Origin of the sequence: Paenibacillus xylanilyticus, from assembly GCF_013359935.1 — a bacterium.
In the GTDB taxonomy this organism is placed as follows: Bacteria; Bacillota; Bacilli; order Paenibacillales; family Paenibacillaceae; genus Paenibacillus; species Paenibacillus xylanilyticus.
This window is the reverse complement of record NZ_JABMCB010000202.1, coordinates 834,203-859,484: the sequence shown is the minus strand read 5'-3', so window position 1 is coordinate 859,484 and position 25,282 is coordinate 834,203. Positions and strand designations below refer to the sequence as shown.

Below are 25,282 nucleotides of genomic sequence, written 5' to 3'. Positions count from 1 at the left end.
TGTGTGCCTGAATCCGATACGGTGATAAGACTGGAAGGAATTTCGCAAGTGTATGTCAGTGAGCGTGAAGCAACATTGGTCATCGAGGATCTGAGTCTTCAGGTGAAAAAAGGAGAATTCGTCAGTCTCGTTGGTCCGAGCGGATGCGGCAAAACAACAATATTGTCCATCATTGCCGGACTGCTCACTCCGACTGCCGGAGAAGTAAATATTAAAGGGAAACTGGTTGAAGGCCCTTCCGCCCAGATTGGTTATATGCTGCAGCAGGACTATCTGTTCCCATGGCGTACCATTCTGGACAATGCGCTGATTGGACTTGAGCTGACAGGCAGGCTGGATGAACGGAGCCGTAGTCGAACACGCGAATTGCTGGCAGGTATGGGGCTCGCAGGAACCGAGAATTTGTATCCTTCAGAACTGTCCGGAGGCATGAGACAGCGTGTCGCGCTCGTACGGACACTGGCGACCGAACCGTCCTTGCTGCTTCTGGATGAGCCGTTCTCTGCGCTCGATTACCAGACCAAGCTGCAGCTGGAAGATCTGGTGTCGGATACGCTCAAGGAATCCGGGAAAACATCGGTGCTTGTCACACATGACCTCTCAGAAGCCATTGCGGTGAGTGACCGCGTTATTGTTTTGGATCGCAATCCTGGCCGTATTCGCAGGGAGTTTATCATACCGGAAGGAATTCGAAAGGTTCAGCCTTTTTTTGCAAGAGAACAAGAAGGTTTCAATGAGCTCTTTCAGGCGCTGTGGAGTGAGCTGGAACAGTCTGGAGGAGGTGAGAAGAACGGGTGAATCAGATGAGAGAGAAGCAGGAAATGCGCCGCGATGAATGGATGCAGAAGCTGCACCAAAGCCATATTCAGCAGGTCGCCAAATGGCGCCGCAAGGTGCTCTTGGTACAGCTGTCCCTTCTGGTCTGCATGTTTTTGTTGTGGGAGCTGGCAGGGAGGCTGCGCTGGATTGATGTGCTCTTGTTCAGTTATCCGAGCAAAGTTTTCACTCAAATCGGCAAGGACATCGCCAGTGGCGAAATTTGGGCACATGTCGCGGTAACCGTGGGGGAGACGGCCGTAGGCTTTTTGCTGGGGACGCTTGTCGGAACGCTGCTTGCGGTCCTGATCTGGTGGTCTCCTTTTTTGTCCAAAGTGCTTGATCCCTATATGGTCGTATTCAACAGTATGCCTAAGGTTGCGCTGGGTCCGATCTTTATCGTCATGTTTGGTGCGGGCTTTACCGCTATTGTCATGACTACGTTGTCCATTACGGTGATCATCACCACTCTTGTCGTGTATAACAGTTTCAATGAAGTTGACGACAATTTCATCAAGGTGATTCGAACATTTGGCGGCGACCGGTCCGTGATTTTCACCAAAGTTGTACTGCCAGCTTCTTTTCCCGCAATTGTTTCTACATTAAAAGTAAATGTGGGCATGGCCTGGGTCGGCGTTATCGTGGGTGAATTTTTGGTTGCGAAACAGGGACTGGGGTACCTGATCATCTACGGTTTCCAGGTTTTCAATTTTACTCTGGTGCTGTCGAGCCTGCTGATTATCGCGGCTGTAGCTACAGCAATGTATCAGATTGTAGTGTATGTAGAGCGCAAACTGCTGGCAGGACGCAGGTAAATCAAGTATAGGTTAATATATAATAGCGGTTCATGCTATGTATATAATTTCACAAGGGGTGTCACGTTGCCCGATACAGTAAAATCAAGTACCATACTATTACGAATATTCCGTGTAGTCCTTCATGAATGCGATGATTGGAGGAATGGTCCTGCGGCTTCTGTCGCGTGGATCAAAATGGCCAGCGTCCCACACCCGGGACGTATTATTGTGACCGGCATGCATGGGCATGTCGGTTGATGCTGTTTATCTTTTTCAGCGTGATTGAACAGGCTTGTCCATCACTTCTGTAGTTTTCTTTTTTTCAAGAAATGGGAAATGGTTTGCAGCAAGGTGTGTAATACTAGGTATGACGAGTGCGGGCTAACAAAGTTTTGTTAGAGGCATGAAGCTGGACAGGCATTCTACCGGATGGGACAAAGAGCTGGCTAGGATGCATAAACAGCTTAGAGGAGAGGGAATGAGAAATGGGTTTTAGGGTTATCAAAACCGCAATTGCCGCGCTGATGGCTGTGCTGATTGCGGACTGGTGCGGCTTGCCAGGACCAACATCGGCAGGATTGCTCGCGATTCTTGGTGTCGATGTAACGAGAAAACGAAGCATACGCACAATTTCAGCGCGATTCTTTGCTTCCGTTGTAGGACTTTTGTTTGCAAGTGTACTTTTTCACTTTCTAGGCTTCCACTATTGGGTTCTGGCCGTGTACATACTGATTGCGTTTCCGGTTATTGTTCGGGCCGGATTCAAGGAAGGCATTGTGACGGGTTCCGTTGTAGTCTTTCGCGTCTTTAGTGGCGGGGAGATGGACGTTCAGGTTATTTTGGTACAGATTGCTTTATTACTGATCGGTCTGGGATCGGCGATGGTTGTTAACCTGGCCTACATGCCTGCAGCAGATCCGCAGATGCTTCAGATTCGCAAAAGGATCGACGAATTATTTTCGGTGATTTTCAAGGAGTTTGCCGCTACGCTTCGTAATCCCAATGAAGTGTGGGCAGGGAAAGAATTGATCGAAGCCGACAAGGCTGTTCTGGGCGGAATAGAAGCGGCCAAGCGTTCGCTTGAGAATCAGGTGATTCATCCGAACGAAGAATGGAGCGTATACTTTTACATGCGAAAAACGCAGCTGGACTCCATCCAGCACATGATGCATCTGGTATCCCAGATTTATCAAAAGATGCCCCATGCCGAAATGGTGTCAGAGCTGTTTGACCAGCTCAGTCAGGATGTGCTCACGGAATCTTACACCGGACGAACCGAAAAACTTCTCGCAGATGTGCAGGAAGAATTCAAGCGGATGGAGCTGCCGGATACAAGGGAAGAATTCGAGATTCGTTCCGCGATTCTCCAGCTGTGCCGGGAACTCGCGCTGTATCTGAAAATTGCGAAGAAGGACAAAGCGCCTTCCCCGATGACAGACCGGTCCCAATCTACAAACGAATAATAGAAAATAGTTGTCACCCTAGACGGATGCCCTGCATACACTTGTAGTGAATGATTGTATGGAGGAGGTTTAAAGATGTCATTGAGTCATAAACATCAATGTAGAGAGATCATCACGAAGGCGATCTGCGGCAAAGGTCGTAAGTTCTCTACCGTAACACATACCGTGACTCCGCCTAATGGTCCGACCAGTATTTTGGGGGCTTGGATTATCAACCACCAATATGAAGCCGTATCAGCGGGGGACGGAATTGAAGTTATTGGTACTTACGATATCAACATTTGGTATTCCTATGACAAAAATTCGCAGACAGATGTAGCCAAAGAAACGGTGTCGTATGTAGAGCATGTGCCTTTGTCTTACCTGGATCCGAAACACCGGGCTTCCACAGTGGAGGTATCTGCGGATGCAACGCAGGAACCGAGCTGTGTGGAAGCCACGGTATCAGCAGGTGGAGGCAGCGTAATTATCCGGGTAGAACGGGAATTCGCTGTTGAACTGGTTGCCGAGACCAAAGTTTGTGTGAAGGTGTGCACAGATGGTTGTGGGGACTACGAAGACAAGGATTATGACTTCGGAAGCACGGATGAAGATTATGATGATCTTGATCCGGACCTGCTTGACGATGAACTGTAATTCATCGTCTCTTGTTTCCTTAGCTAAGGTATCATATGCGCCGCAAGCGGCAGTGAAGAGGGCGCAAGCCCTCTTTTTTCTTTTTTGGGCGGTGGAAAGGAGGGACCGAATGAATGTGATGGAGGAGGCAGAGCAAGCTGCCAGGCGATACGAACGTATGCTGCCAGGCGAACGAGCAGGTCGATTGGAGAGAGCCGGTATTGAAGTGCTCGCCTCACGTGATAGGCAGAAGAGGGAACCTGGACTCCGAGCGCGTTACGACGTCGAGATCTGCTGCCTGCAGGCTCTCAGAATTAAACGTCGAGATACCAGCGGCATGAGCGGGTCACAGGAAAGTTTACTGAATCGTGAAGCAACCTCAACCCTATTCAAACGAATCGAGCGGCTTGCTGTCAAAACGTTGTACACTTTGGGACTAGATCACGGTGCCGTGCGCCTGGAAGCCTCGGGGAAAAACGGATGTGCAGTTCTGTCTATTGACCCTCGGCCATGGAAGGGCATGACAGATCTATCCGTCATGTACCGGGCAAGCTGGAAGCAGCTGCAGTCTCAACTTGATGAGGAGAACCAGAATAAGGTAACGCCCGTGCTCGGAATGGACCCGGAGTTTTTGCTTGTACAGATGCCCGAATCCAAAATTATACCTGCCTCGAGATTTCTGGGACGTACAGGTATGGCGGGGTGTGATTCCGTGACGATTGGGGGCAGAAGAATCTATCCGGTTGCTGAACTTCGCCCTGCACCCAGCTCGGAACCCCGTGAACTGCTTACCCACTTGCTTAGAGCTTTTGAACTTGCTTCCCGCAGTATAACCGACCATTCGTTAATTTGGCAGGCCGGAGGAATGCCGCAGCGTGGACTGCCGCTTGGCGGACATGTTCATTTCAGCGGAGTAACGCTAAATGGGGAATTGCTGCGTGCGCTGGACAATTATCTGGCCCTGCCGCTTGCGTATTTGCAGGACCCGCGTGGATCAGGCAGACGTCCAAGGTACGGGGCGCTTGGTGATTTTCGCCTGAAAAACTATGGTGGATTCGAGTACCGCACACTGCCCAGCTTTCTGGTCTCACCACTCGTTGCCAAAGGGGTTGTAGCCCTTGCGGGTCTTATCGCGGCTTCCTATTCCACACTACGTCAGCGTCCTTTGATGAACACGCCAGTGCATACTGCATTTTACGATGGCGATCGGGATCAAATGAAGGCATACATTCCAGCGCTCCTGGATGATCTGACCGGCTTGGATGGATATGCAAGATATGAACCATATGCAGCACCCTTGATTCGCCAGATGAGAGAGGGCAGAACGTGGGATGAGAGCAGGGATATTCGCAAAGTCTGGAATATTCGTGCAGGTTCATGAAGAGTGGATGTTTTTTTGTTATAATAGAAATCAAGTCAATTTTGGATCTGATTACAGCTATGGAAGACATGCAGACAGCAGTTTGTGAAGGAAGCGGCCGATGGCCGAAACATGAGGCGGAGGCACGTTGATGTGCCTGACCGCCTTATTGTCCTTCAAGGGCAGGGACTCTTCCTGACAATATAGGAACGGATGGAGGATATTCATGGCTCAGTACACGCCAATGATTCAACAATATTTGCAAGTAAAAGCCGAAGCGCAAGACGCTTTTCTTTTTTTTAGATTGGGTGATTTCTATGAGATGTTCTTCGAGGATGCTGTCAATGCAGCCCGTGAACTTGAAATTACACTGACAGCACGTGCAGGCGGTGGGGATGAGAAGATCCCAATGTGCGGTGTGCCTTATCATTCGGCTGACAATTACATACAGCGTCTGATTGAAAAAGGATATAAAGTTGCCATTTGCGAGCAAATGGAAGACCCGACAGTAACCAAAGGTATGGTACGACGTGAAATCGTACGAGTTATTACGCCAGGAACAGTGATGGAAGGCAAGACACTGGGAGACAAATCCAACAATTATATGGTCTGCCTGACGGGAAACCACAATACACTGGCGCTCGCGGCATGTGATCTGTCGACTGGAGAGTTGTATGTAACATCAGTCCCGTATTCCAAGGAATGGCTCAAAGATGAGATCGGGATCTATGAACCTTCAGAATTAGTCGGTGATGCTCCTCTTCTGGATACAGTTGCTGCGCAGTCTTCCCCAATCGGAAGACCTGTTGTATACACGCCATGGACGAAGAGCAAGGAAGACCTTGTTCGGCAACAATTCGGTGAGGCTGCATGGGCGAGATTGGAGCCTGAACGTCAAGCGTGCGTTGCACGTCTGTTTTCGTACCTGAGTGAAACGCAAAAAAGGTCCTTGGGGCAGCTGACGCAAATTTCAACGTATGAGCCGGATCACTTTATGATTCTGGATCCGTTCACCAGACGTAACCTTGAACTGGTTGAAACGGTGCGGGAGCGTTCCAAGAAGGGCTCGTTGCTCTGGCTGCTGGACAAGACGGAGACATCCATGGGTGCGCGGATGCTGCGGCGGTGGGTGGATAAGCCGCTGCTGCAAAAAGGGAAAATCAATGAGCGTCTTGAAGCAGTGGACACGCTGTACAATCAGTTCATTTTGCGTGAGGATCTGCGTGCTGAACTGAAGGACATCTATGATCTGGAGCGACTGGTGGGACGAATTGCCTTCGGGAATGCCAACGGGCGAGATCTGAATGCACTTAAACTGTCTCTGGATAAAATCCCTGGGCTGCGTCAGTATTGTGCTGAATCCTCTTCTACAACGCTTCAGAACATCGCGGAGATGATGGATGACTGCAGTGACTTGCGGGATGCCATCGGGAGTGCCATAGTGGACGAGCCACCAGTTTCCGTTAGGGATGGAGGATTGATTCGTGAAGGATATCATGAACGACTCGACGAGCTGCGGGAAGCTTCGATAAACGGCAAACAGTGGATTGCCGAGCTGGAAGCGAAGGAACGTGAAGCGACTGGCATCCGTTCTTTGAAAATTGGTTACAACAAAGTGTTCGGCTATTATATTGAAATTACGAAGTCCAATCTGGCCTCCCTGCCAGAGGGTCGTTATGAGCGGAAGCAGACCCTTGCCAATGCGGAACGTTACATTACTCCTGAGCTGAAGGAAAAAGAAACGCTGATTCTTGAAGCGCAGGACAAGATGGTTGATATCGAATATGGATTGTTTGCCGAGCTTAGGGATCGGTTGAACCAGGAAATCGCTAGACTTCAAAAATTGGCTGAACAGGTTGCGGAAATTGATGTATATCAATCCTTCGCGGTGATCAGTGCAGAGCGGAATTTTGTAAGACCAACGCTGACAGACGGCTATGATTTTGTGGTGGAACAAGGACGTCATCCAGTCGTGGAGGCCGTGATGCGTGAGGGTGCTTTTATTGCCAACCACACGGCAATGAAAGAGGAAGAGGCACACATTCTACTTATCACAGGCCCCAATATGGCTGGGAAGAGCACGTACATGCGACAGGTTGCACTGATCTCGATTATGGCGCAGATCGGGTGTTTTGTACCGGCAGGTCAGGCAGAAGTCCCGATCATGGATCGCATCTTTACACGAATTGGAGCCGCGGATGATCTGATTGGGGGCCAAAGTACGTTTATGGTGGAAATGGCGGATATTCAAGTCATGACCGATAAAGCGACACCGCGAAGTCTGATCATTATCGATGAATTGGGCCGAGGAACGTCAACCAGTGAAGGCATGGCGATTGCCCAATCCGTCATCGAGTATGTGCACGACATTATAGGCTGCAAAGCGCTCGTATCGACGCATTTTCATGAACTGGCTCACCTGGAAGAAAGTCTGGATAAACTGGCAAACTACTCGATGGCCGTACAGGAGAGTGGTGACAAAGTGAACTTCCTGCGCAAACTGATTCCGGGTGCAGCGAGCAGCAGCTATGGCATTTACTGCGCACGACTAGCGGGTCTGCCGGATAGCATTATTGAACGAGCGAATGGGCTGCTGCACGGTTTTGAACATGCTGCAGCTCAGGTTGCGGTTGGCAGTGAGTTTGCCGGAAAAGCGAAACCGGGTTCGGATGTCGATACTGGACATGCGCTAACAGATGGTAATGGATCATCCATCATTCGGGAAGAAGTCGTGGCCACTTCCTCATATAAAGATGAGGTATTCTTGGAGAGTGAGCCTGTCAAGGAACAACATAACAAGAATAAGTCAGGTTCCAGACAACAAGACGTTGTCCAACTCTCCATATTCGGTGATGATGAACCGAATGTGGCAAGCAAACCGGAAGTAATCCCAGTGGACAAACCGACGCGGGATTTTATCCGCAATATGAAAGACATTGATGTAATGAATATGACGCCTCTACAAGCGATGCAATTATTGAACGATCTCAAATTAAAGGCACAGCAATTATCCTGATAACGGGAGGGGAAACCTGTGGCGAAAATCCATGTGCTTGACGAACATATTGCCAACCAGATTGCGGCGGGTGAGGTGGTTGAACGACCTGCTTCGGTTGTAAAGGAATTATTGGAGAACTCTGTGGATGCCGGCGCCACCAAAATTGAAGTTTCTGTTGAAGAAGGTGGATTGCTCAGCATTCGTGTGAAAGACAATGGTTCAGGTATTGAACCTGATGATCTGGAAACAGCCTTTTACCGTCACGCAACCAGCAAAATTACCCACGGACGTGATCTCTTCCAGATTACAAGTCTTGGTTTCCGGGGGGAGGCACTGCCGAGTATCGCGGCGGTCTCCAAGGTCGAAGTCCTAACCGCCAGCGGGGACGATGGTCGCGGGCGTAGGATTGTGATTGAGGGGGGCAAACTGTGTGCACACGAGGATGCAACGTCACCACAAGGTACAGAGTTTGTAGTCAAAGAGTTATTTTATAATACCCCTGCTCGGCTGAAGTATATGAAAACCATCCAGACCGAGCTGGGACACATCTCGGATGTACTCTATCGGATGGCCATGTCTCATCCCCATATCTCATTTACACTGCGGCATAATGCCAATGTGCTGCTGCAAACGCTCGGAAACGGCGATCTGCTGCAGGTGGTGGCAGCAATTTATGGTACGAGCGCTGCCAAAGCCATGCTGCCAATCCAGGGAGAGAGTTTGGATTACCGCGTGAGCGGGTTGATCAGTCTCCCGGAATGGACTAGAGCCAATCGGGGCGGCATGTCAACGATTGTGAATGGTCGATATATTCGCAATTACGGCCTTAATCAGGCGATTCTCAAAGCGTATCACACGCTTCTGCCGATTAATCGGTTTCCGCTCGTTGTGGTGCAGCTGGAGATGCACCCTTCACTCGTGGATGTAAACGTGCATCCGGCGAAACTGGAGGTGCGCTTCAGCAAGGAAGCCGAATTGTACGAATTTATTGAAACGACGCTGCGTGGCATACTGCGACATGAAGTGCTTATTCCACAAGTCACCAAACAGCAGATCAGACGAGGAGACAACAGTTCATTCATACAGGAACAATTTCTCTTTCCGCGTGGTCCGTTCAAGGATGAGCCAGAATCGGAAGCAGAGGGTACACAAGAAAAGGCAGATAACACCTCCGTGTCCGGGAAACCGCCTGCAGAAGAAGACGATCTGGATGCACCTGCTGATATTCAACCTGGACAGGCTTCAGAACTCTTTACTGAGGTGCCACCATTGCCGGATGCACCGCCACCTGATCTGGCCACGATGAATCCGTTCCAGGCATTTGCTTTTGATCGGGCTGAGGTTGATGAACGTACATCACCAACCCAAGATACAGCCCCTGCATATCGTTCCAACAACACGAATACGCCGGTTAGAGAAAGCCGATCATCATATAAAGCGGCAGTCAGTTCCAATGGAGATCGCAGTTGGAAGGCATCCAGTATGCCTGACACGGCGAAGCTCGCAGCTGCGGTGAAGTCGGATGCAACCATGCCTTCATTCCCTGAACTTAGCCTGATCGGTCAGCATCACGGTACGTATCTGATCGCCCAGAATGAAGATGGCCTCTATCTCATCGATCAGCACGCCGCGCATGAGCGGGTGAATTACGAGTATTATTATGAAAAGTTTGGCAACCCTGCTCAAGCTTCACAGGAGCTCTTGCTGCCGATCACGCTGGAGTTTACCCCGTCCGAGACGGAAAAACTCAAAACAAGGCTGGCCTGGTTCGAACAGGCTGGTGTATATCTGGAGCATTTCGGCGGGCAGACGTTCCGCGTGCGCTCCCATCCGTTTTGGTTTCCCAAAGGGGATGAGAAAGATATCATCGAGGAAATGTCTGAATGGGTACTGAGTGAGCGCAGCATTGATGTTGGCAAGATGCGGGAAGCGGCTTCCATTATGTGCTCCTGCAAGGCCTCGATCAAAGCAAATCAGAAGCTGACAGCACAGGAGGCAGAGACGCTCATTCAGCGGCTCGGTTCTTGTCGCCAGCCTTACACTTGTCCACATGGGCGACCGATTGTCGTTTCATTTTCAATCTATGATCTGGAGAAATTGTTCAAACGGGTCATGTAGCTGTTTAGGAGGAACTTATGTATATTACAACCGGTGATACAGAGGCTGCTTCTCTAGTTGAACGCGCACGCAAGCTTGCGGAAACGACGGGAGGCACCTATGTGCCGCGCAATAAAAAGTCACTGTCCAGGCTGATCGAACGTTACGGAATAAACGAAATTTTGGTCGTGCTTCAGGGCAAGGCGCGCTTGTATCGTAAAGATGCACCGCAGCTTGAGTTTCATCCGAGTATGGGATTCGTTCGCGCCAAACGTGTACTGCGTGGAGAGCCTGATCCAATGCTGGAAGCGGGAGCTGTTCTTGAGGGAGATACCATTGTTGACTGTACCGCAGGACTGGGCACGGATGCACTGGTATTTTCGGTCGCGGCAGGTAAGCAGGGACGGGTTATTGCTTGCGAAAGCTCGCTGCAGCTCTACGCACTGTTGGTGGAGGGAATGTCACATTACGAAAGTAATCGGCCCGAAGTCGATGAAGCGTTTCGCAGGATTGAATTACGGCATGCCAATCATTTGGACTTCCTTCGCACCTTGCCTGATCGAAGCTGTGATACCGTCTATTTCGATCCCATGTTCCGTGAGCCGATGATGGATTCGAGTGCCATTCAGCCTTTGCGGGATTATGCGAACCCCCATGCACTGGACATACAGAGCGTTGAGGAAGCCAAACGAGTAGCCCGCAAACGGGTAGTGATGAAAGAAAAGCGCGGCAGCGCGGAATTTACAAGGCTCGGATTCGAGGTGCTGGATCGCGCCAATGCAAAAACACTGTACGGAGTGATAAATGTTGAAATTGGAAGATAAACCGAAACTGCTTGTATTGGTCGGACCGACAGCAGTGGGCAAAACAAGAATGAGTATCGAGCTTGCACAGGCGTTCAATTGCGAGATTATCTCGGGAGATTCAATGCAGGTATATCGTGAGATGGATATCGGTACGGCGAAAATTACCCTTGAAGAAATGAAGGGAGTGCCCCATCATCTCATAGATATCCATGAACCCGAGTATCCATATTCGGTGGCAGAATTCCAGGAGAGCTGTACCCGTTTGATCGGTGAGATTCATGCACGTGGCAAGCTGCCTTTTATTGTTGGAGGTACCGGTCTGTACGTGGAGTCGGTTTGTTACGGCTTTCAATTCTCGGAAAGTGGGTCGGATGAGGCTTTTCGGGAAGAACAATTCCGCTATGCTGAGCTGCATGGTGCACAAGCGCTTCATGACAAACTTAGAGAAATAGACCCGATCAGTGCAGATCGTTTGCATGTGAATGACCAGCGGCGAATCGTCCGCGCCCTTGAGATTTACCATCTTACAGGAGAGCGACTGTCCGAACAGCTGGCATCACAGAAAAAAGAATCTCCGTATGACCTCAGTATTATCGGTTTGACCATGGATCGCCAGAAATTATACGCCCGGGTTGAAGAGAGAATCGATCTGATGATCGAGCAAGGCCTGGTTGAAGAGGTGAAGTCATTGCTGGAGCGTGGCGTTGCCAGAGGGCATATCTCTATGCAGGGACTGGGGTACAAGGAAATAGCGGCTTATCTTCAAGGCGAAGTGAGCTGGGATGCTGCGGTGGAATGGCTGAAAAGAGATACCCGCCGTTTTGCCAAACGGCAGCTCTCCTGGTTCCGTCATATGAAGGACATTGAATGGGTGGATATGACGGACACGGAAAATTTTGCAGGGAATTATGAGCAGGTATGTACATTGATTAAACAAAAGTTTGACTACACGTAGAATGTGAAAATAGGCCCTCGTCTGGGACGTTAGAACCTCTATCTTTTTGTTTCAGAAAAGGTAGAGGTTTTATTTTTTTACCTAAAGTGTGGAAATGAAGAGGGGAAGGTGTATTGAATTATTGTAAAAAAATAACATAAACATTAAAATAAAAGCACATAACAACTTGAATGAAAATCAAAGTTTATTGCCCAAGAAAGGAGTGAGCTGGATGGAAGCAGGCATGAGTGGTGGTACGAGTCTATATCTCTTTTTGTCCGAATTATATGGAGCTGCTTTCGCAATTCTGGGTCTTATTGCCCTAATTTGGGTAATTATCGTTCTGTCCAATACCAATACATACCTGAAATTGCTGATCAAGGACCGAAAGCAGCTCCAGAATGTTCCTTTAACGAAGGCATTGACGAAACCTTTGGTGGATCAGGAAGAACAGGATTAAAGCGCTCTAAAACGAAGATTTAGTCCCTCTTTTGCAATTTAGACAAGCGGTGTATAATGGATAAGTCTTCTAGCTGCATGCAGGCTGATTCCGAGATGCAAATGTGGAGACAAGGGGTTTTTGTGGATTATATGAAACTGTTCATGATATAATAGCACGAAAGCTACTCAGCGATATTGAATACTATCTTAAACACGAATTCAAATGAACCAATGGGGGTACGGCTAATGAACAAGTCCATCAACATCCAAGATACGTTCTTGAACCAACTGCGGAAAGAAAACATTCCAGCTACGGTCTATCTGACCAATGGCTTCCAAATCCGTGGGACGATCAAGGCATTTGACAATTTCACGATCGTCATTGACAGCGACGGACGCCAGCAAATGGTCTATAAGCACGCCATCTCCACGTTCACGCCGCAACGCAGCGTATCGCTGATGCAGCAGGATAACAGCGGCGAAGCTTAAAAAATTACGAAACCTTTTCTACAACCATTTCGTCTACAAGTATAGGAATTGAAGCAGAGCAACCTTAACAAGGGTTGTTCTTTTCATTCCGGGCAAAAAAGGTTTATGATAAGCCTTAGCCATCAGGCGAATAGAAATTACGCAACCGAAAGGGAGTCAGGAGGTAACATGCCAAACGATCCGTTGTCGAGGTCTAACAATCGCAACAGCAATAACAAGTCAACCAAAAAAGCGAAGCCAAAGACCTCTAAAAAGAAAAAAATTACGGGTAAACGCGTTGGATGGACACTATTTTTCACCATGGCAATCGCCATCTTCTGTGCACTTGGCGGGTATCTGTTTATCATGGTAAGTGGTGAGCGGCTGCTAACAGCCAACATGGACAAAACAACTATTAATGAGACGTCGAAAGTATATGACCGCAATGGCCAATTAATGGGTGAGCTATCGATTCAGAAGCTGGAACCAGTTGATGAAGATGAGATTCCCGAGTTGGTAAAGGAAGCTTTTGTGGCAACAGAGGATAGACGATTCTATGAGCATCAGGGTGTGGATATTTGGTCCATCGGGCGTGCGGCTGTAAAAGACGTCATGGCCCGTTCCATGGTGGAGGGCGGCAGTACGCTAACCCAGCAGCTTGCGAAGAACATGTTCCTGTCCCGTGACAAAACATTCTTCCGGAAAGCGACAGAAGTATCCATTGCAATGGCATTAGAGCGCAAGTACACAAAAGACGAGATTCTGACGATGTATCTGAACCGAATCTTTTTCGGTCATCAGCGTTATGGTATTAAGGCTGCATCCGAATTTTATTTTGGTAAGGATAAGCTTGAGGACCTTGATTTATGGGAAATTGCCACACTGGCAGCGATGCCTAAAGGTCCTTCCGCCTATAACCCGCTGAGCAATCCAAACGATTCCAAAGCACGCCGCGGTGTGGTGCTGCAGCTGATGTACGATCAAGGTTACATCACGAAAGAAGAGATGGATGAAGCCAAAGCGGTAGATTATGATTATACGCCGCCTGAGAAAGAGCAAAAATACCAAGCCTTTATCGATTATGTTCTTCGTGAAGCGGAACGCGTAACTGGCAAAACGGAAGATGATCTGAACATCGGCGGATACAAAATCTATACGACCATGGATGCTCAGGCTCAGACGGCCATGGAGAGTGCCTTCTCGGATGACAGTTTGTTTGAGGAAAGTAAGGATGACCAGAAGGTACAGGGTTCCATGGTTATCATGAACCATGAAAATGGCAGCTTGGTTGCCCTGTTGGGTGGTCGAGACTACCAAACGAAGGGGTACAGCCGGGTAACGCAGAGCCGTAGACAACCGGGGTCGGCATTCAAGCCCATTGTATCTTATGCTCCTGCACTGGAGTCTGGCGATTACAACGCCAATTCGCCGCTGAGCAATCAGAAGCAGTGCTTTGGCAACTATTGTCCCGGCAACTTGCACGGATACTCTTCGACGATTAGCATGACAGAAGCCATTACGAAGTCGGAGAATATTCCTGCCGTATGGCTGCTTGATAAAATAGGTGTGAATACAGGTGTACAGTTTGCCAAAAGTGTAGGAATCCAGCTTACAGATGAAGATAAAAACCTTGCGATCGCCCTGGGTGGTCTCAGCAAAGGTACAAACACACTTGAAATGGCGCAAGCCTACAGTGCGTTTGCCAATCTGGGTGAATATCAAGAGGCTTATTCGATTAAAGAGATTAAAGACAGCTCAGATAAGGCTGTTTACAAGCATGACAAGTCAGAGACCAAGCGTGTCATGAGTGAACAAAATGCATACTCACTGACTCAAATGCTTCAAAACGTAGTCAATGATGGTACAGGACGTTCAGCAAGACTGGATCGACCTGTAGCAGGTAAAACTGGTACGGTGCAGAGCGGCATCGCTGGCAACAGCGCGAACCGTGATGTATGGTTTGTTGGATATACACCTGAATGGACTGCAGCAGTCTGGATGGGGTATGACAATCCGGATGCAACCCATATGCTCAAAAACAGCAGTAAGCTGTCAGCTGCTTTCTTTGCGAAAGTCATGACGGAAGCGCTGAAGGGTGTACCTGTGAAGGACTTTGAAGCACCTGAAGGGGCTCAGACACCACCGCCGGAAAAAACGGAACCCGAGCAGCCGCAGTTGTCGGTAAGTGGATTGAGCGGAGCATACGATCCTGCCTCTCAGACCGTTTCGCTAAACTGGACTGGTACCGGGGATGCCAATACACAGTATCGCATCTATCGGAAAGAAACTTCCGAGGCCCAATACACGCATCTGATCGATGCCGTTGGATCGACTACTGCGCAGGATTTAAGTGCACTTCCAGGTCTGACGTACGAGTACTATGTCACCGCCGTTGATTCGGTATCTGGATTGGAAACCGACCCGTCCAATACGATATCACTTATGATTGAAGCGCAGGAGATTGATCCAGTGGAACCTGATCCAGGCATAGACACAGGAACGGATCCGGGAACGGAACAGCCCGGTACAGATAATCCCGACATCGGTTCGCCGGACAATGGCAATTCTGGTGAAAACAACGGCAACAATGGGAATAACGGAAACAATGGTAATGGTAATGGCAATAACGGCAACAATGGCAATAATGGCAACGGTAATGGTAATGGTAACAATGGCGGACCAGGGCAAGGGAATGGACAGTCTGGTGATGGAAGTACATCACCAGATCAGGGAACTACGGAGCCAGGTGGGAACAGTGATGGTTCGACTGACGGTTCTGTTACGACCCCTGGTGAAATTGTGACGCCTGATACCGGAACCGAAAGTAATACAGGTGAAAATGATACTTCGGTCGAATCACAGACCGGTAATGATGGTTAACGAGATTTGAATAGTAACAAATGCTTTTCTCAAGAGCCTGCTTCCCGATTATTCGGCGAGGCAGGTTTTTTCTTTTATAGCGCATTTCATTTGGATTTAGCAGCTGAATAGGGCGGGGCAAAGCTTAATTTTGAGTGTATAACTTAAATATGGTAAGCTGTAGCTATCGTAATACGTTGTGCAAAACTGATTCGGAAGTCATGGAATCGGAATTGCGGACGTTATTCAGTGTTCACCAATATGAGAACAGGTCAAGGACCTGTGGTCGGCAAAGAGGGGTTCGTATGAAACGGAAATTCGGGGACCGCGCGAACTGGCGCCGGATTACGAACCGACAATTTACATGCCGGTTCGTACAATCCAAAGTTTTCACAGGTTACATTACGCTGTACACCATACAGGATTTGAAAGAACCTTTGTGGAAAACCTATGGGGGAAGTACCTTTTGCATCGCGGACAAAGGATATTCATGGCTGCAGTATTACCCTAAGGGCGAGCACTTTGTGGTCACTGCCATGTTTGACGATCAGGAGCGTATTGTTGAATGGTATATTGATACCTGTCGCAGTCAGGGCATAACGGACCAGGGGGTTCCTTGGTTTGATGATCTCTATCTGGATGTCGTTGTGCTGAAAGATGGAGAGGTATTTTTGCTGGATGAGGATGAACTTGAAGACGCACTTTCGCGCAAGCATATCACATCTGGAGATTATGATCTGGCTAACCGAACGGCCAAGGAGTTGCTGCATGCCATCGATGCGCATGTGTTTCCTTATTTTCAACTATCGCTGAAGCATCGGCAAACCTTGTTTGAGAACGGAGACTTTCGCAAAAACGTTCATATCTGAGTTTTGACCAAGCACAGAATTACTTCATCATCCTTCTAATATTGGAGCATCTGATAGAATACATTAATAATCAGGAGAGATCAGCCCGATAAAATAGAGGTGATGGCGAATGAACGGACGGGTTATGGCTGCAGGAGGGCAACCGGGAGGCAGACCATCGAGACAAATTAATGTTGTATTGCGTAACCAGGAACCTCAGATGTTGGTTAAGGAAGAGGAGACACCAGTTCAGGCAGCCAAGGGGTTAGCAAAGCATGGACATTTCCAGGAGATTCAGGGTGAACTGGAGCAGCTGGTGGGATTGGAAAATATCAAAGAACTTGTATTTGAAATCTATGCTTTCTTGCAAATTGCCCAAATGCGTTCTGAAGCAGGTTTGCTCAGTGGAGCGCACGTGTATCATATGATTTTCAAAGGAAATCCGGGGACAGGTAAAACAACAGTGGCCAGGATTGTGGCAAAGCTGTTTCAAAAGATGGGTGTGCTCAGTAAAGGTCACCTCATTGAGGTTGAACGGGCCGATCTTGTCGGAGAGTACATTGGACATACGGCACAGAAAACACGGGATCTGGTTAAAAAAGCCCTAGGGGGTATTTTGTTTATCGATGAGGCATATAGCCTGGCGCGTGGGGGCGAGAAGGATTTTGGCAAGGAAGCCATTGATACACTTGTGAAGTCCATGGAAGATCATAAGAATCAATTTATTTTGATTTTGGCAGGATACTCTGAAGAAATTGACTTTTTTCTGCAGACGAATCCGGGATTACCGTCCCGCTTCCCCATCCAGGTTGAATTTCCGGATTACAGCATAGATCAGTTAATTCAAATATCGGAAATCATGGCGAAAGAGCGAGACTATATTTTAATGCCACAGACCATCCTTAAGTTAAAGCACCATTTGCTTCAGGAAAAAAATGATTCTCTGCACGCATTCAGTAATGCTCGATATGTTCGAAATGCAATTGAGCGCGCCATTCGCCATCAAGCGGTTCGATTGCTGGAGCAGTACACCCAGGGCAGTCCCGGGAAATTGGAACTGATGACGATTCGAACAGAGGATTTGAAGTTTGAGCGAAAGTGAGCGATAATGTTTTTTTTGGATCAGCCGGCCGGGTTAACCGGTTCGGCTTAAAGTACCCTATGAGGGAACAATAAAAGAATTAGATGTAGTGAGTTTTAGAAGGAGGGCACATAGAATATGACAAATACCACACATGATACAGAGCAAGTCAAGAAAGACCGCGCCGTATTGGTGAGCCTGATTACCGATGAAGTGAAGCGCTCAGGCATTAATCCGGAGTACTCTCTGGAGGAATTGGTGAAACTTGCAGAGACTGCAGGAGTTGAAGTGCTGAGTGTACTGTCTCAGAATAGGGAAACCAGAGATACAAAATGGTTTATCGGTAAAGGGAAAGTGGAGGAGCTCCGCGCAATCGCAGAGGAACTTGGTGCTACCACAGCGATTTTTGATCAGGAATTGTCTGGAGCCCAGGTTCGAAATCTGGAAGAGGCACTGGATCTCAAGATAATTGACCGTACCCAATTGATTCTGGATATTTTCGCTCAGCGTGCGAATACAAGAGAAGGTATCATACAGGTTGAATTGGCCCAGCTCAGCTATTTGCTTCCACGTTTATCGGGGCATGGCAAAAACCTTTCCCGGCTTGGTGGGGGAATCGGAACACGTGGACCGGGGGAAAGCAAGCTGGAGACGGATCGTCGTCATATTCGGGGACGCATTGATGATCTGAAACGGCATCTGGAAGAGGTTACACGCCATCGTAAATTGCACCGTGAGCGTCGCAAAAAGACAGGAATTGTTCAAGTTGCCCTTGTAGGGTATACGAATGCCGGTAAATCCACACTCCTTAAACAATTGACTGCTGCTGACGTTTACATTCAAGATCAGCTGTTCGCAACACTTGATCCTACTTCACGTACGATGGAGCTTCCGAGCGGGAAAGAGATCGTGCTTACGGATACGGTTGGATTTATTCAAAACCTTCCGCATGATCTGATTGCAGCTTTCCGTGCGACTCTGGAAGAAGTGAATGAAGCAGATCTTATTTTACATGTTGTGGACGCATCCTCTGCAATGCGTGAAGATCAGATGAGAACGGTGCACGAAATCCTACAGCAGCTGGGATCAGGGGACAAGCCTCAATTGGTTCTCTATAACAAAAAAGATGCGTGCACACGGGAGCAGCTGGAAATGCTTCCTTTGGACAAAGATCATATGAAGGTAAGTGCGCTGGATGAAGCTGACCTGCTGAAGATTAGGGAGCGTATACAGGAAGAGTTGACCGGAGACACGAAGCGGTTTCGGATTCCAGCAGAACGTGGGGATCTGACTTCTGTACTCTACAAAATCGGAGATGTCGTAGAAACGACTTTTGAAGAAAACGATGTGATCTATCAAGTAGAGCTGCAAAAAGGGGAATATGAAAAATTCGGTTATTTACTTGAAGATTTCATTGAATTGTAATATATATGACACATTAATGTGGTAAGTTGACACGATAATCAATATTATGCGTTAGATATGGGCTATGAAGGGGAATGAAGGTAAGATGGCAAGTTTGGATACAGCAATTGTTGAGCTTCAACAACAAGTTGAGGCTCAGATCGAACAGCAGATGAAAATGATAGATGGTATTACCGATTACAACCAGTGGAAGGTCATTGATGCTTTTCAACGCAAACAAGTCAGCGATTATCACTTTGCTGGTTCGACGGGATATGCATATAACGACCGCGGCCGGGAAGTGCTGGATGAGGTGTATGCGGACGTATTTGGCGCAGAAGCAGCGTTGGTACGTCCTCATTTTGCGTCAGGTACGCATACGATTGCTACAGCTCTCTTTGGAGTGCTGCGCCCAGGTGACGAATTGTTATACATCACAGGTAAGCCTTATGACACGTTACACAAAGTGATTGGCAAACCGGAAGACGGCACCGGATCTCTTCGAGATTTTGGTATCGGTTACCGTGAAACCGCTTTGCTTGCGGATGGCAGTGTAGACTGGGACGCCGTTAAAAATAATATTAATTCATCGACCAAAGTCATTGGAATCCAGCGTTCGAGAGGATATGACTGGCGTTCTTCCTTCTGTATTGAAGAGATTGCGGATATGGTAGCACGCGTCAAGTCGATGAAAGAAGACGTCATCGTGTTTGTCGATAACTGTTATGGCGAGTTCACGGAGAAACGCGAACCGACGGAGGTCGGGGTAGATCTGATGGCAGGCTCACTAATCAAAAACCCTGGCGGAGGGCTCGCTGAAACCGGGGGTTACATATGCGGGAAGGAAAAATATGTACAACTTGCGGCATATCGTCTGACTGCACCTGGCATTGGCGGTGAGGTTGGTGCCATGTTGGGCACTACCCGCGGGATCTATCAGGGACTTTACATGGCCCCGACAATTGTGGGACAGGCCATTAAGGGAAGTACCTTCGCCGCTGCGATGTTTGCTGCCTCAGGATTTGTAACGAAACCTGCTTGGAACGAGACACGTACAGATTTGATTCAAGCAGTACAATTCTCCTCGGCTGAGCATCTGATCGCTTTTGTACAGGGGATTCAGCGAGCTGCAGCAGTGGATAGCCATGTGGTTCCGGAGCCATGGGATATGCCGGGTTACGAGCATCCCGTCATTATGGCGGCAGGTACGTTTATACAGGGTGGAAGCCTGGAATTATCAGCGGATGCCCCTATTCGAGAGCCATATATTGGTTACATGCAGGGAGGATTAACATACTCTCATGTTAAATATGGCGTTTTGATGGCGCTGCAAACGATGAAAGATCGTAAATTATTGTGAGTTTATCTAACACGTCATTGACACTTAGTAACAACTAAATGTACAATAAGGTGAAGAATAGATGACTGGAAGGTTGATGAACATGGGTGACGAAATTCGCAGAAATATGGCCTTATTCCCGATAGGTATTGTTATGAAACTAACGGATCTGTCAGCTCGTCAGATTCGATATTATGAGCAGCACAGCTTGATTGTTCCAGCGAGAACGTCAGGTAACCAACGTTTGTTCTCTTTTAATGACGTAGAACGATTGCTGGAGATTAAAGCTTTGATTGAAAAAGGCGTTAACATTGCCGGTATCAAACAGGTTATGAATCCGGTATCCAAGGAATCCGAAGAGGCGACGGTAATTACTGCTGACACAGAAGTGAAGCGCAGAGAACTGTCGGATACACAGCTGCACCGTTTATTGAAGCAGCAGTTGGTTTCTGGTAAGAGACCTGGACAAGTATCTCTCATTCAGGGAGAGCTTTCCCGCTTTTTTAATAAAAAGTAAGTTCGTGTAACGTGGAGGGTCAGCGTAAATCCGGCTTTTCGTTAAGTCGGCTCCTTGACCCGTGGAACATTCTAATGTACAAATATAACATGCAAGCAAAATAAGCAGAAAAGAAAGGGAGAGGTATCGTGAGTTATACAAAAGAAGACATTCTCCGCATCTCTAAAGAAGAAAACGTACGATTCGTTCGATTGCAGTTTACCGATTTGCTTGGAGCTATCAAAAACGTTGAAATTCCTGTAAGCCAATTGACTAAGGCTTTGGATAACAAAATGATGTTTGATGGTTCTTCCATTGAAGGTTATGTGCGTATCGAAGAATCCGACATGTACCTCTATCCGGATCTCGATTCTTGGCTTATTTTCCCATGGGTAGCTGAGAACCGTGTTGCTCGTCTGATTTGCGACGTATATCTTCCAGATGGTAATCCGTTCCCAGGAGATCCACGTGGCATCTTGAAACGAAACCTGAAGGAAGCCGAAGAAATGGGATTCACTTCCTTCAACGTCGGTCCTGAACCAGAGTTCTTCTTGTTCAAAACAGACGAAAAAGGAAACCCGACTAACGAACTGAATGACCAAGGTGGATATTTCGACCTTGCGCCTACGGATCTTGGTGAAAACTGTCGTCGTGACATCGTTATCACACTTGAAGAAATGGGCTTTGAGATCGAAGCATCACACCATGAGGTAGCTCCAGGCCAGCATGAGATCGACTTTAAATACGCTGATGCTCTAAAAGCAGCAGACCAGATCCAAACGTTCAAACTCGTTGTTAAAACGATTGCACGTCAGCATGGTCTTCATGCTACCTTCATGCCGAAACCGCTGTTTGGTATGAACGGTTCCGGTATGCACTGTAACCAATCCTTGTTCCAAGGCAAAGTGAACGCATTCGTTGACGAGTCGGACGAGTTGGGTCTGAGCAAAACTGCACGTCACTTCATGGCTGGAACTCTGAAGCATGCTCGTGCGTTTGCAGCAATTACTAACCCAACTGTGAACTCATACAAACGTCTTGTACCTGGTTATGAAGCCCCTTGTTATGTAGCATGGTCCGCCAGTAACCGTAGCCCAATGATCCGTATTCCGGCTTCCCGCGGTCTGAGTACACGTGTTGAGGTTCGTAACCCGGATCCGGCTGCGAACCCTTACTTGGCTTTGGCCGTTCTATTGAAAGCAGGTCTGGACGGAATCAAACGTGAGCTTTCCTTGCCAGCACCAATTGACCGTAACATTTACATCATGTCAGAAGAAGAGCGTGTGGAAGAAGGAATTCCAAGCTTGCCTGCTGACCTGAAAGAAGCTTTGAACGAATTGATCCGCAGTGAAGTAATCTGTGATGCTCTTGGCGATCACGCACTGGCTCACTTCTACGAGCTGAAAGAAATTGAGTGGGATATGTATCGTACACAAGTCCACCAATGGGAACGCGATCAATACATTACTTTGTACTAATACCGGAAGCCCTTGGCGCATTAGCGCTGAGGGCTTTTTTATGTGAATAGTAGGAAATTAAAGAGGAGGAGGGTCAGTCCGGAAGCGATGTCTTATCGGAATGAAAGAGACAATACATAGGAACTGGAGAAAATATACATACTTGATATGTTGATATTTTCATATTAATAAGATATAATTCAATTATATTTTAGGCAATTTAATTTTAAAATATTAATTGGAGATGTTGTTATGGAACAAGCGAAGCAGCTCGTAGCAAGCCAGCGAGCTTTCTTTTATACAGGCCAAACCAAAAATATTGAATATCGTATTCGTGCTCTTCAACAATTAAGACAGGGAATTGAGAAATACCAGCAACGTATATTGGACGCCCTGCGTGCGGATCTGAATAAATCTGAAGCTGAGGCGTATAGCTCTGAGATTCGCATCGTTTTAGGTGAATTGGATTTTGCATTAGATCATCTAAAAGATTGGGCGGAGCCCAGAGTTGTGCCCACAAGTTCTCTCATTCCTGATGGCGTAAGCACTATTTACTCCGAACCTTATGGGGTAGCTCTTATTATTGCACCATGGAACTATCCGTTCCAACTGGCCTTTGGTCCTTTAATCGGTGCGATAGCTGCGGGTAACTGTGCCATTATCAAACCATCTGAATTAACCCCGTCTGTATCACGACTTACTCATGATCTGGTCGAAGAGATCTTCCCTATGGAGTATGTAGCGGTCATGGAAGGTGAAGTTGAGACAAGCACAGCCTTGTTGAATGAGAAGTTTGATTACATCTTTTTTACAGGCAGCACGGGTGTTGGCCGTATTGTAATGAAGGCAGCAGCTGAACATCTCACTCCGGTCACCCTTGAATTGGGTGGTAAGAGCCCGGTAATCGTTCATAAAGATGCTGATTTGCAGCTAGCTGCTCAGCGGATTGTTCGGGGCAAGTTTCTAAATGCGGGTCAGACCTGTGTCGCTCCGGATTACTTGCTTGTACATCAAGATGTGCACGACAAACTGCTTGAACTGATTGCGACAGAGATCAAAGACAAATTTGGTGAAGATGTGATCCGAAATACTGATTTTCCTCACATCGTCAATGCTCGTAACTTTGATCGTTTATCGGTTTTCCTTAATGGTGATAGAGCACTAATCGGTGGTCGCTCTGATCGGGATCAGCTGCTGATTGAACCAACAGTGCTTGGAAATGTGGATTGGAATTCGCCTGTTATGCAAGAAGAGATCTTCGGTCCTATTCTACCTGTGATGATATACAATGATCTTAACCCTCTACTGGATGAGATTGTGCGACGTCCAAAGCCGCTGGGGCTATATCTCTTCACAGAGGATGAGGAACTCCAGAATCAGATTCTGGAACAAGTCTCCTTCGGGGGAGGATGCATTAATGATACGTTATCACATATGACTTCACATTTTTTGCCGTTTGGTGGTGTTGGAGAGAGTGGTATGGGGGCATACCATGGTCAGAAGAGCTTTGATGTGTTCTCTCATCACAAAAGCATCCTAAAACGTTGAAAAGTGGAATTAAAATTAGGTGAAACAAAAAAAAGAGGTTGTCCTGGCGAACAGGACAGCCTCTTTGAATATTTCATTTCATCTGATTCGCTGCAGAGAATGCTAGTGAATATCGCGGAAAAGGCCAATGACTTTACCTAAAATGCTTACGTGTTTCAGGCGAAGTGGTTCAAATGTGGCATTCTCAGGCTGAAGGCGAATGTGATCTTTTTCTTTGTAAAATGTTTTGACCGTCGCTTCATCATCTTCAGTCATCGCAACGACAATATCACCGTTATCTGCTGTTTGCTGCTGGCGCACGATAACATAGTCACCATTGACGATCCCTGCTTCAATCATACTGTCTCCAACGACAGAGAGCATAAATACCTTCTGTTCACCGACATAATGTGTGGGAAGGGGGAAATAATCTTCAATGTTCTCTGTTGCAGTAATAGGGACCCCTGCTGTGACTTTACCTACAACAGGAATACGGGCAACACTATGTGCAAACTGATGGGAGTGCTCGGATTCCTCTTGACTTAATAGTTCGATGGCTCTTGGTTTGGTAGGGTCACGTCTAATTAGACCTTTCTTCTCCAAGCGATCCAGGTGTCCGTGGACCGTTGAGCTGGAAGCCAGTCCAACAGCTTCTCCAATTTCTCGTACGGAAGGAGGATATCCCTTCAACCGGACTTCATTGCGTATAAACTCCAGAATAGCCTGCTGCCTGCTGGATATCTTCGACATACCGTATCAACCCCATTTTAGTAACGTTTGGGAAAATTATAACATAGAACCTCCGTTCGTACAAACATAAGTTCTAAATAAAATGCGATAAAATCAACGATTATGAATGGGAGTATAGCGTTTGTTACCAAACCGTTACGAAAAGTGAGAATTGGACTGTTATTTATAATCAAGTTACAGAAATTAGGTGATGAAAATGAAGCGAACAATTGTTCTAAAAATCTGTTGTACAAAACAAGTGTTCGTGTTATATTGATTTCAACAGATAGGAACAAACGTTTGGAGGACGATTGATATGAGATATTCTACTTATCAAAGTATTTATGAACCGGTGAATTCGGAAGCGGTCAAGTCTAACATAGGTCATGTTAAGAGATTGTTTGCAGATGCCAAGATTCCAACATGGATGTTGAAATTGATTATGGTATCGTTAATCATATTTGTTGGTTGCAGTACCGTTTTGACTGTATTTGCAGGGGATGAGGGTGACGTTCTTCCCGGAGGGAAAATAGCGGTGTCTCAGGGAGAGACGCTATGGAGCATTTCTTTGGAACATAAACCGGAAAATATCGATACACGTGTATATATAGAAGCAATGAAGAAAGTAAATCAACTTGAATCGACTTCAATTCAAGCAGGGCAAGTGTTGATTTTGCCTCAGTTTACACCCTAATTTCATGATTCATACGACCGTGTAAGTAGTAGCCTTGACAAGCTGCCTCGATC

At 47.4% G+C, this 25,282-nt stretch carries 21 protein-coding genes; 20 read left to right on the top strand and 1 reads right to left on the bottom strand.

The annotated features are described in order from the left end of the window. Nucleotides 1–3 precede the first annotated feature (3 nt). The 19 genes from HP552_RS30360 to HP552_RS30270 all read left to right on the top strand — a co-directional run bounded on the left by HP552_RS30360 (nucleotide 4) and on the right by HP552_RS30270 (nucleotide 23,827). Nucleotides 4–798, top strand: coding sequence for an ABC transporter ATP-binding protein (locus HP552_RS30360; protein ID WP_175399066.1), 795 nt, complete (start codon nucleotides 4–6; stop codon nucleotides 796–798). 41 nt (nucleotides 799–839) lie between these two features. Next, nucleotides 840–1,631: an ABC transporter permease gene (locus tag HP552_RS30355; RefSeq protein WP_376769000.1), complete on the top strand. Its 792-nt coding sequence runs from the start codon at nucleotides 840–842 to the stop codon at nucleotides 1,629–1,631. A gap of 467 nt (nucleotides 1,632–2,098) precedes the next feature. Next, nucleotides 2,099–3,076 (top strand): aromatic acid exporter family protein, encoded by a 978-nt coding sequence (locus tag HP552_RS30350; protein WP_175399065.1) that lies wholly within the window; start codon nucleotides 2,099–2,101, stop codon nucleotides 3,074–3,076. A gap of 75 nt (nucleotides 3,077–3,151) precedes the next feature. Then, entirely contained in the window at nucleotides 3,152–3,712 is a 561-nt protein-coding gene (locus tag HP552_RS30345) for an outer spore coat protein CotE (protein ID WP_175399064.1), read from the top strand. A gap of 109 nt (nucleotides 3,713–3,821) precedes the next feature. Further along, nucleotides 3,822–5,072: a putative amidoligase domain-containing protein gene (locus HP552_RS30340; RefSeq protein ID WP_246311114.1), complete on the top strand. Its 1,251-nt coding sequence runs from the start codon at nucleotides 3,822–3,824 to the stop codon at nucleotides 5,070–5,072. A 205-nt stretch (nucleotides 5,073–5,277) separates the two neighbouring features. Further along, complete coding sequence (gene mutS / locus HP552_RS30335) at nucleotides 5,278–8,067, top strand: DNA mismatch repair protein MutS (protein WP_175399063.1); 2,790 nt, start codon at nucleotides 5,278–5,280, stop codon at nucleotides 8,065–8,067. An 18-nt stretch (nucleotides 8,068–8,085) separates the two neighbouring features. After that, entirely contained in the window at nucleotides 8,086–10,167 is a 2,082-nt protein-coding gene (gene mutL / locus HP552_RS30330; protein ID WP_175399062.1) for a DNA mismatch repair endonuclease MutL, read from the top strand. 17 nt (nucleotides 10,168–10,184) lie between these two features. Beyond that, a complete protein-coding gene (locus HP552_RS30325; protein WP_175399061.1) occupies nucleotides 10,185–10,970 on the top strand; it encodes a class I SAM-dependent methyltransferase in 786 nt (261 codons plus the stop codon). Further along, on the top strand, nucleotides 10,951–11,907 hold the full coding sequence (miaA, locus tag HP552_RS30320; RefSeq protein ID WP_376768994.1) for a tRNA (adenosine(37)-N6)-dimethylallyltransferase MiaA: 957 nt from the start codon (nucleotides 10,951–10,953) through the stop codon (nucleotides 11,905–11,907). Before HP552_RS30325 ends, miaA begins: the two co-directional genes overlap by 20 nt. 211 nt (nucleotides 11,908–12,118) lie before the next feature. Beyond that, nucleotides 12,119–12,346 (top strand): hypothetical protein, encoded by a 228-nt coding sequence (locus HP552_RS30315; protein ID WP_175399060.1) that lies wholly within the window; start codon nucleotides 12,119–12,121, stop codon nucleotides 12,344–12,346. 227 nt (nucleotides 12,347–12,573) lie between these two features. Continuing rightward, complete coding sequence (hfq, locus tag HP552_RS30310; protein ID WP_017687918.1) at nucleotides 12,574–12,816, top strand: RNA chaperone Hfq; 243 nt, start codon at nucleotides 12,574–12,576, stop codon at nucleotides 12,814–12,816. 168 nt (nucleotides 12,817–12,984) lie between these two features. Continuing rightward, nucleotides 12,985–15,675 (top strand): penicillin-binding protein 1A, encoded by a 2,691-nt coding sequence (locus tag HP552_RS30305; protein ID WP_175399059.1) that lies wholly within the window; start codon nucleotides 12,985–12,987, stop codon nucleotides 15,673–15,675. A 284-nt stretch (nucleotides 15,676–15,959) separates the two neighbouring features. Further along, nucleotides 15,960–16,523 carry a ribonuclease FAU-1 family protein gene (locus tag HP552_RS30300; RefSeq protein WP_175399058.1) on the top strand — a complete coding sequence of 188 codons (564 nt, stop codon included), beginning with the start codon at nucleotides 15,960–15,962 and terminating at the stop codon, nucleotides 16,521–16,523. A 109-nt stretch (nucleotides 16,524–16,632) separates the two neighbouring features. Continuing rightward, on the top strand, nucleotides 16,633–17,604 hold the full coding sequence (locus HP552_RS30295) for an AAA family ATPase (protein WP_175399057.1): 972 nt from the start codon (nucleotides 16,633–16,635) through the stop codon (nucleotides 17,602–17,604). Between the two features lie 117 nt (nucleotides 17,605–17,721). After that, nucleotides 17,722–19,008, top strand: coding sequence for a GTPase HflX (hflX, locus tag HP552_RS30290; protein WP_175399056.1), 1,287 nt, complete (start codon nucleotides 17,722–17,724; stop codon nucleotides 19,006–19,008). Nucleotides 19,009–19,093: 85 nt separating this feature from the next. Further along, nucleotides 19,094–20,347 carry a methionine gamma-lyase family protein gene (locus HP552_RS30285; RefSeq protein WP_175399055.1) on the top strand — a complete coding sequence of 418 codons (1,254 nt, stop codon included), beginning with the start codon at nucleotides 19,094–19,096 and terminating at the stop codon, nucleotides 20,345–20,347. An 82-nt stretch (nucleotides 20,348–20,429) separates the two neighbouring features. Next, nucleotides 20,430–20,843 (top strand): MerR family transcriptional regulator, encoded by a 414-nt coding sequence (locus tag HP552_RS30280; RefSeq protein ID WP_095286436.1) that lies wholly within the window; start codon nucleotides 20,430–20,432, stop codon nucleotides 20,841–20,843. Nucleotides 20,844–20,971: 128 nt separating this feature from the next. Next, entirely contained in the window at nucleotides 20,972–22,300 is a 1,329-nt protein-coding gene (glnA, locus tag HP552_RS30275) for a type I glutamate--ammonia ligase (RefSeq protein WP_175399054.1), read from the top strand. 231 nt (nucleotides 22,301–22,531) lie between these two features. Continuing rightward, entirely contained in the window at nucleotides 22,532–23,827 is a 1,296-nt protein-coding gene (locus tag HP552_RS30270) for an aldehyde dehydrogenase (protein ID WP_175399053.1), read from the top strand. Nucleotides 23,828–23,929: 102 nt separating this feature from the next. Here HP552_RS30270 and lexA read toward each other — a convergent pair whose 3' ends face one another. Then, complete coding sequence (lexA, locus tag HP552_RS30265) at nucleotides 23,930–24,556, bottom strand: transcriptional repressor LexA (protein ID WP_056689962.1); 627 nt, start codon at nucleotides 24,554–24,556, stop codon at nucleotides 23,930–23,932. A 295-nt stretch (nucleotides 24,557–24,851) separates the two neighbouring features. Here lexA and HP552_RS30260 point away from each other — a divergent pair, with 295 nt between their 5' ends. Continuing rightward, on the top strand, nucleotides 24,852–25,229 hold the full coding sequence (locus HP552_RS30260; RefSeq protein WP_175399052.1) for a LysM peptidoglycan-binding domain-containing protein: 378 nt from the start codon (nucleotides 24,852–24,854) through the stop codon (nucleotides 25,227–25,229). Nucleotides 25,230–25,282: the final 53 nt, after the last annotated feature.

Excerpts from the sequence above, each read along its gene's own strand:
- HP552_RS30355 (WP_376769000.1), top strand. The coding sequence starts at position 840 with ATGCAGAAGCTGCACCAAAGCCATATTCAGCAGGTCGCCAAATGGCGC.
- HP552_RS30350 (WP_175399065.1), top strand. The coding sequence starts at position 2,099 with ATGGGTTTTAGGGTTATCAAAACCGCAATTGCCGCGCTGATGGCTGTG.
- HP552_RS30345 (WP_175399064.1), top strand. The coding sequence starts at position 3,152 with ATGTCATTGAGTCATAAACATCAATGTAGAGAGATCATCACGAAGGCG.
- HP552_RS30340 (WP_246311114.1), top strand. The coding sequence starts at position 3,822 with ATGAATGTGATGGAGGAGGCAGAGCAAGCTGCCAGGCGATACGAACGT.
- mutS (WP_175399063.1), top strand. The coding sequence starts at position 5,278 with ATGGCTCAGTACACGCCAATGATTCAACAATATTTGCAAGTAAAAGCC.
- HP552_RS30325 (WP_175399061.1), top strand. The coding sequence starts at position 10,185 with ATGTATATTACAACCGGTGATACAGAGGCTGCTTCTCTAGTTGAACGC.
- miaA (WP_376768994.1), top strand. The coding sequence starts at position 10,951 with ATGTTGAAATTGGAAGATAAACCGAAACTGCTTGTATTGGTCGGACCG.
- HP552_RS30315 (WP_175399060.1), top strand. The coding sequence starts at position 12,119 with ATGGAAGCAGGCATGAGTGGTGGTACGAGTCTATATCTCTTTTTGTCC.
- hfq (WP_017687918.1), top strand. The coding sequence starts at position 12,574 with ATGAACAAGTCCATCAACATCCAAGATACGTTCTTGAACCAACTGCGG.
- HP552_RS30305 (WP_175399059.1), top strand. The coding sequence starts at position 12,985 with ATGCCAAACGATCCGTTGTCGAGGTCTAACAATCGCAACAGCAATAAC.
- HP552_RS30300 (WP_175399058.1), top strand. The coding sequence starts at position 15,960 with ATGAAACGGAAATTCGGGGACCGCGCGAACTGGCGCCGGATTACGAAC.
- HP552_RS30295 (WP_175399057.1), top strand. The coding sequence starts at position 16,633 with ATGAACGGACGGGTTATGGCTGCAGGAGGGCAACCGGGAGGCAGACCA.
- hflX (WP_175399056.1), top strand. The coding sequence starts at position 17,722 with ATGACAAATACCACACATGATACAGAGCAAGTCAAGAAAGACCGCGCC.
- HP552_RS30285 (WP_175399055.1), top strand. The coding sequence starts at position 19,094 with ATGGCAAGTTTGGATACAGCAATTGTTGAGCTTCAACAACAAGTTGAG.
- HP552_RS30280 (WP_095286436.1), top strand. The coding sequence starts at position 20,430 with ATGGGTGACGAAATTCGCAGAAATATGGCCTTATTCCCGATAGGTATT.
- HP552_RS30270 (WP_175399053.1), top strand. The coding sequence starts at position 22,532 with ATGGAACAAGCGAAGCAGCTCGTAGCAAGCCAGCGAGCTTTCTTTTAT.
- lexA (WP_056689962.1), bottom strand. The coding sequence starts at position 24,556 with ATGTCGAAGATATCCAGCAGGCAGCAGGCTATTCTGGAGTTTATACGC.
- HP552_RS30260 (WP_175399052.1), top strand. The coding sequence starts at position 24,852 with ATGAGATATTCTACTTATCAAAGTATTTATGAACCGGTGAATTCGGAA.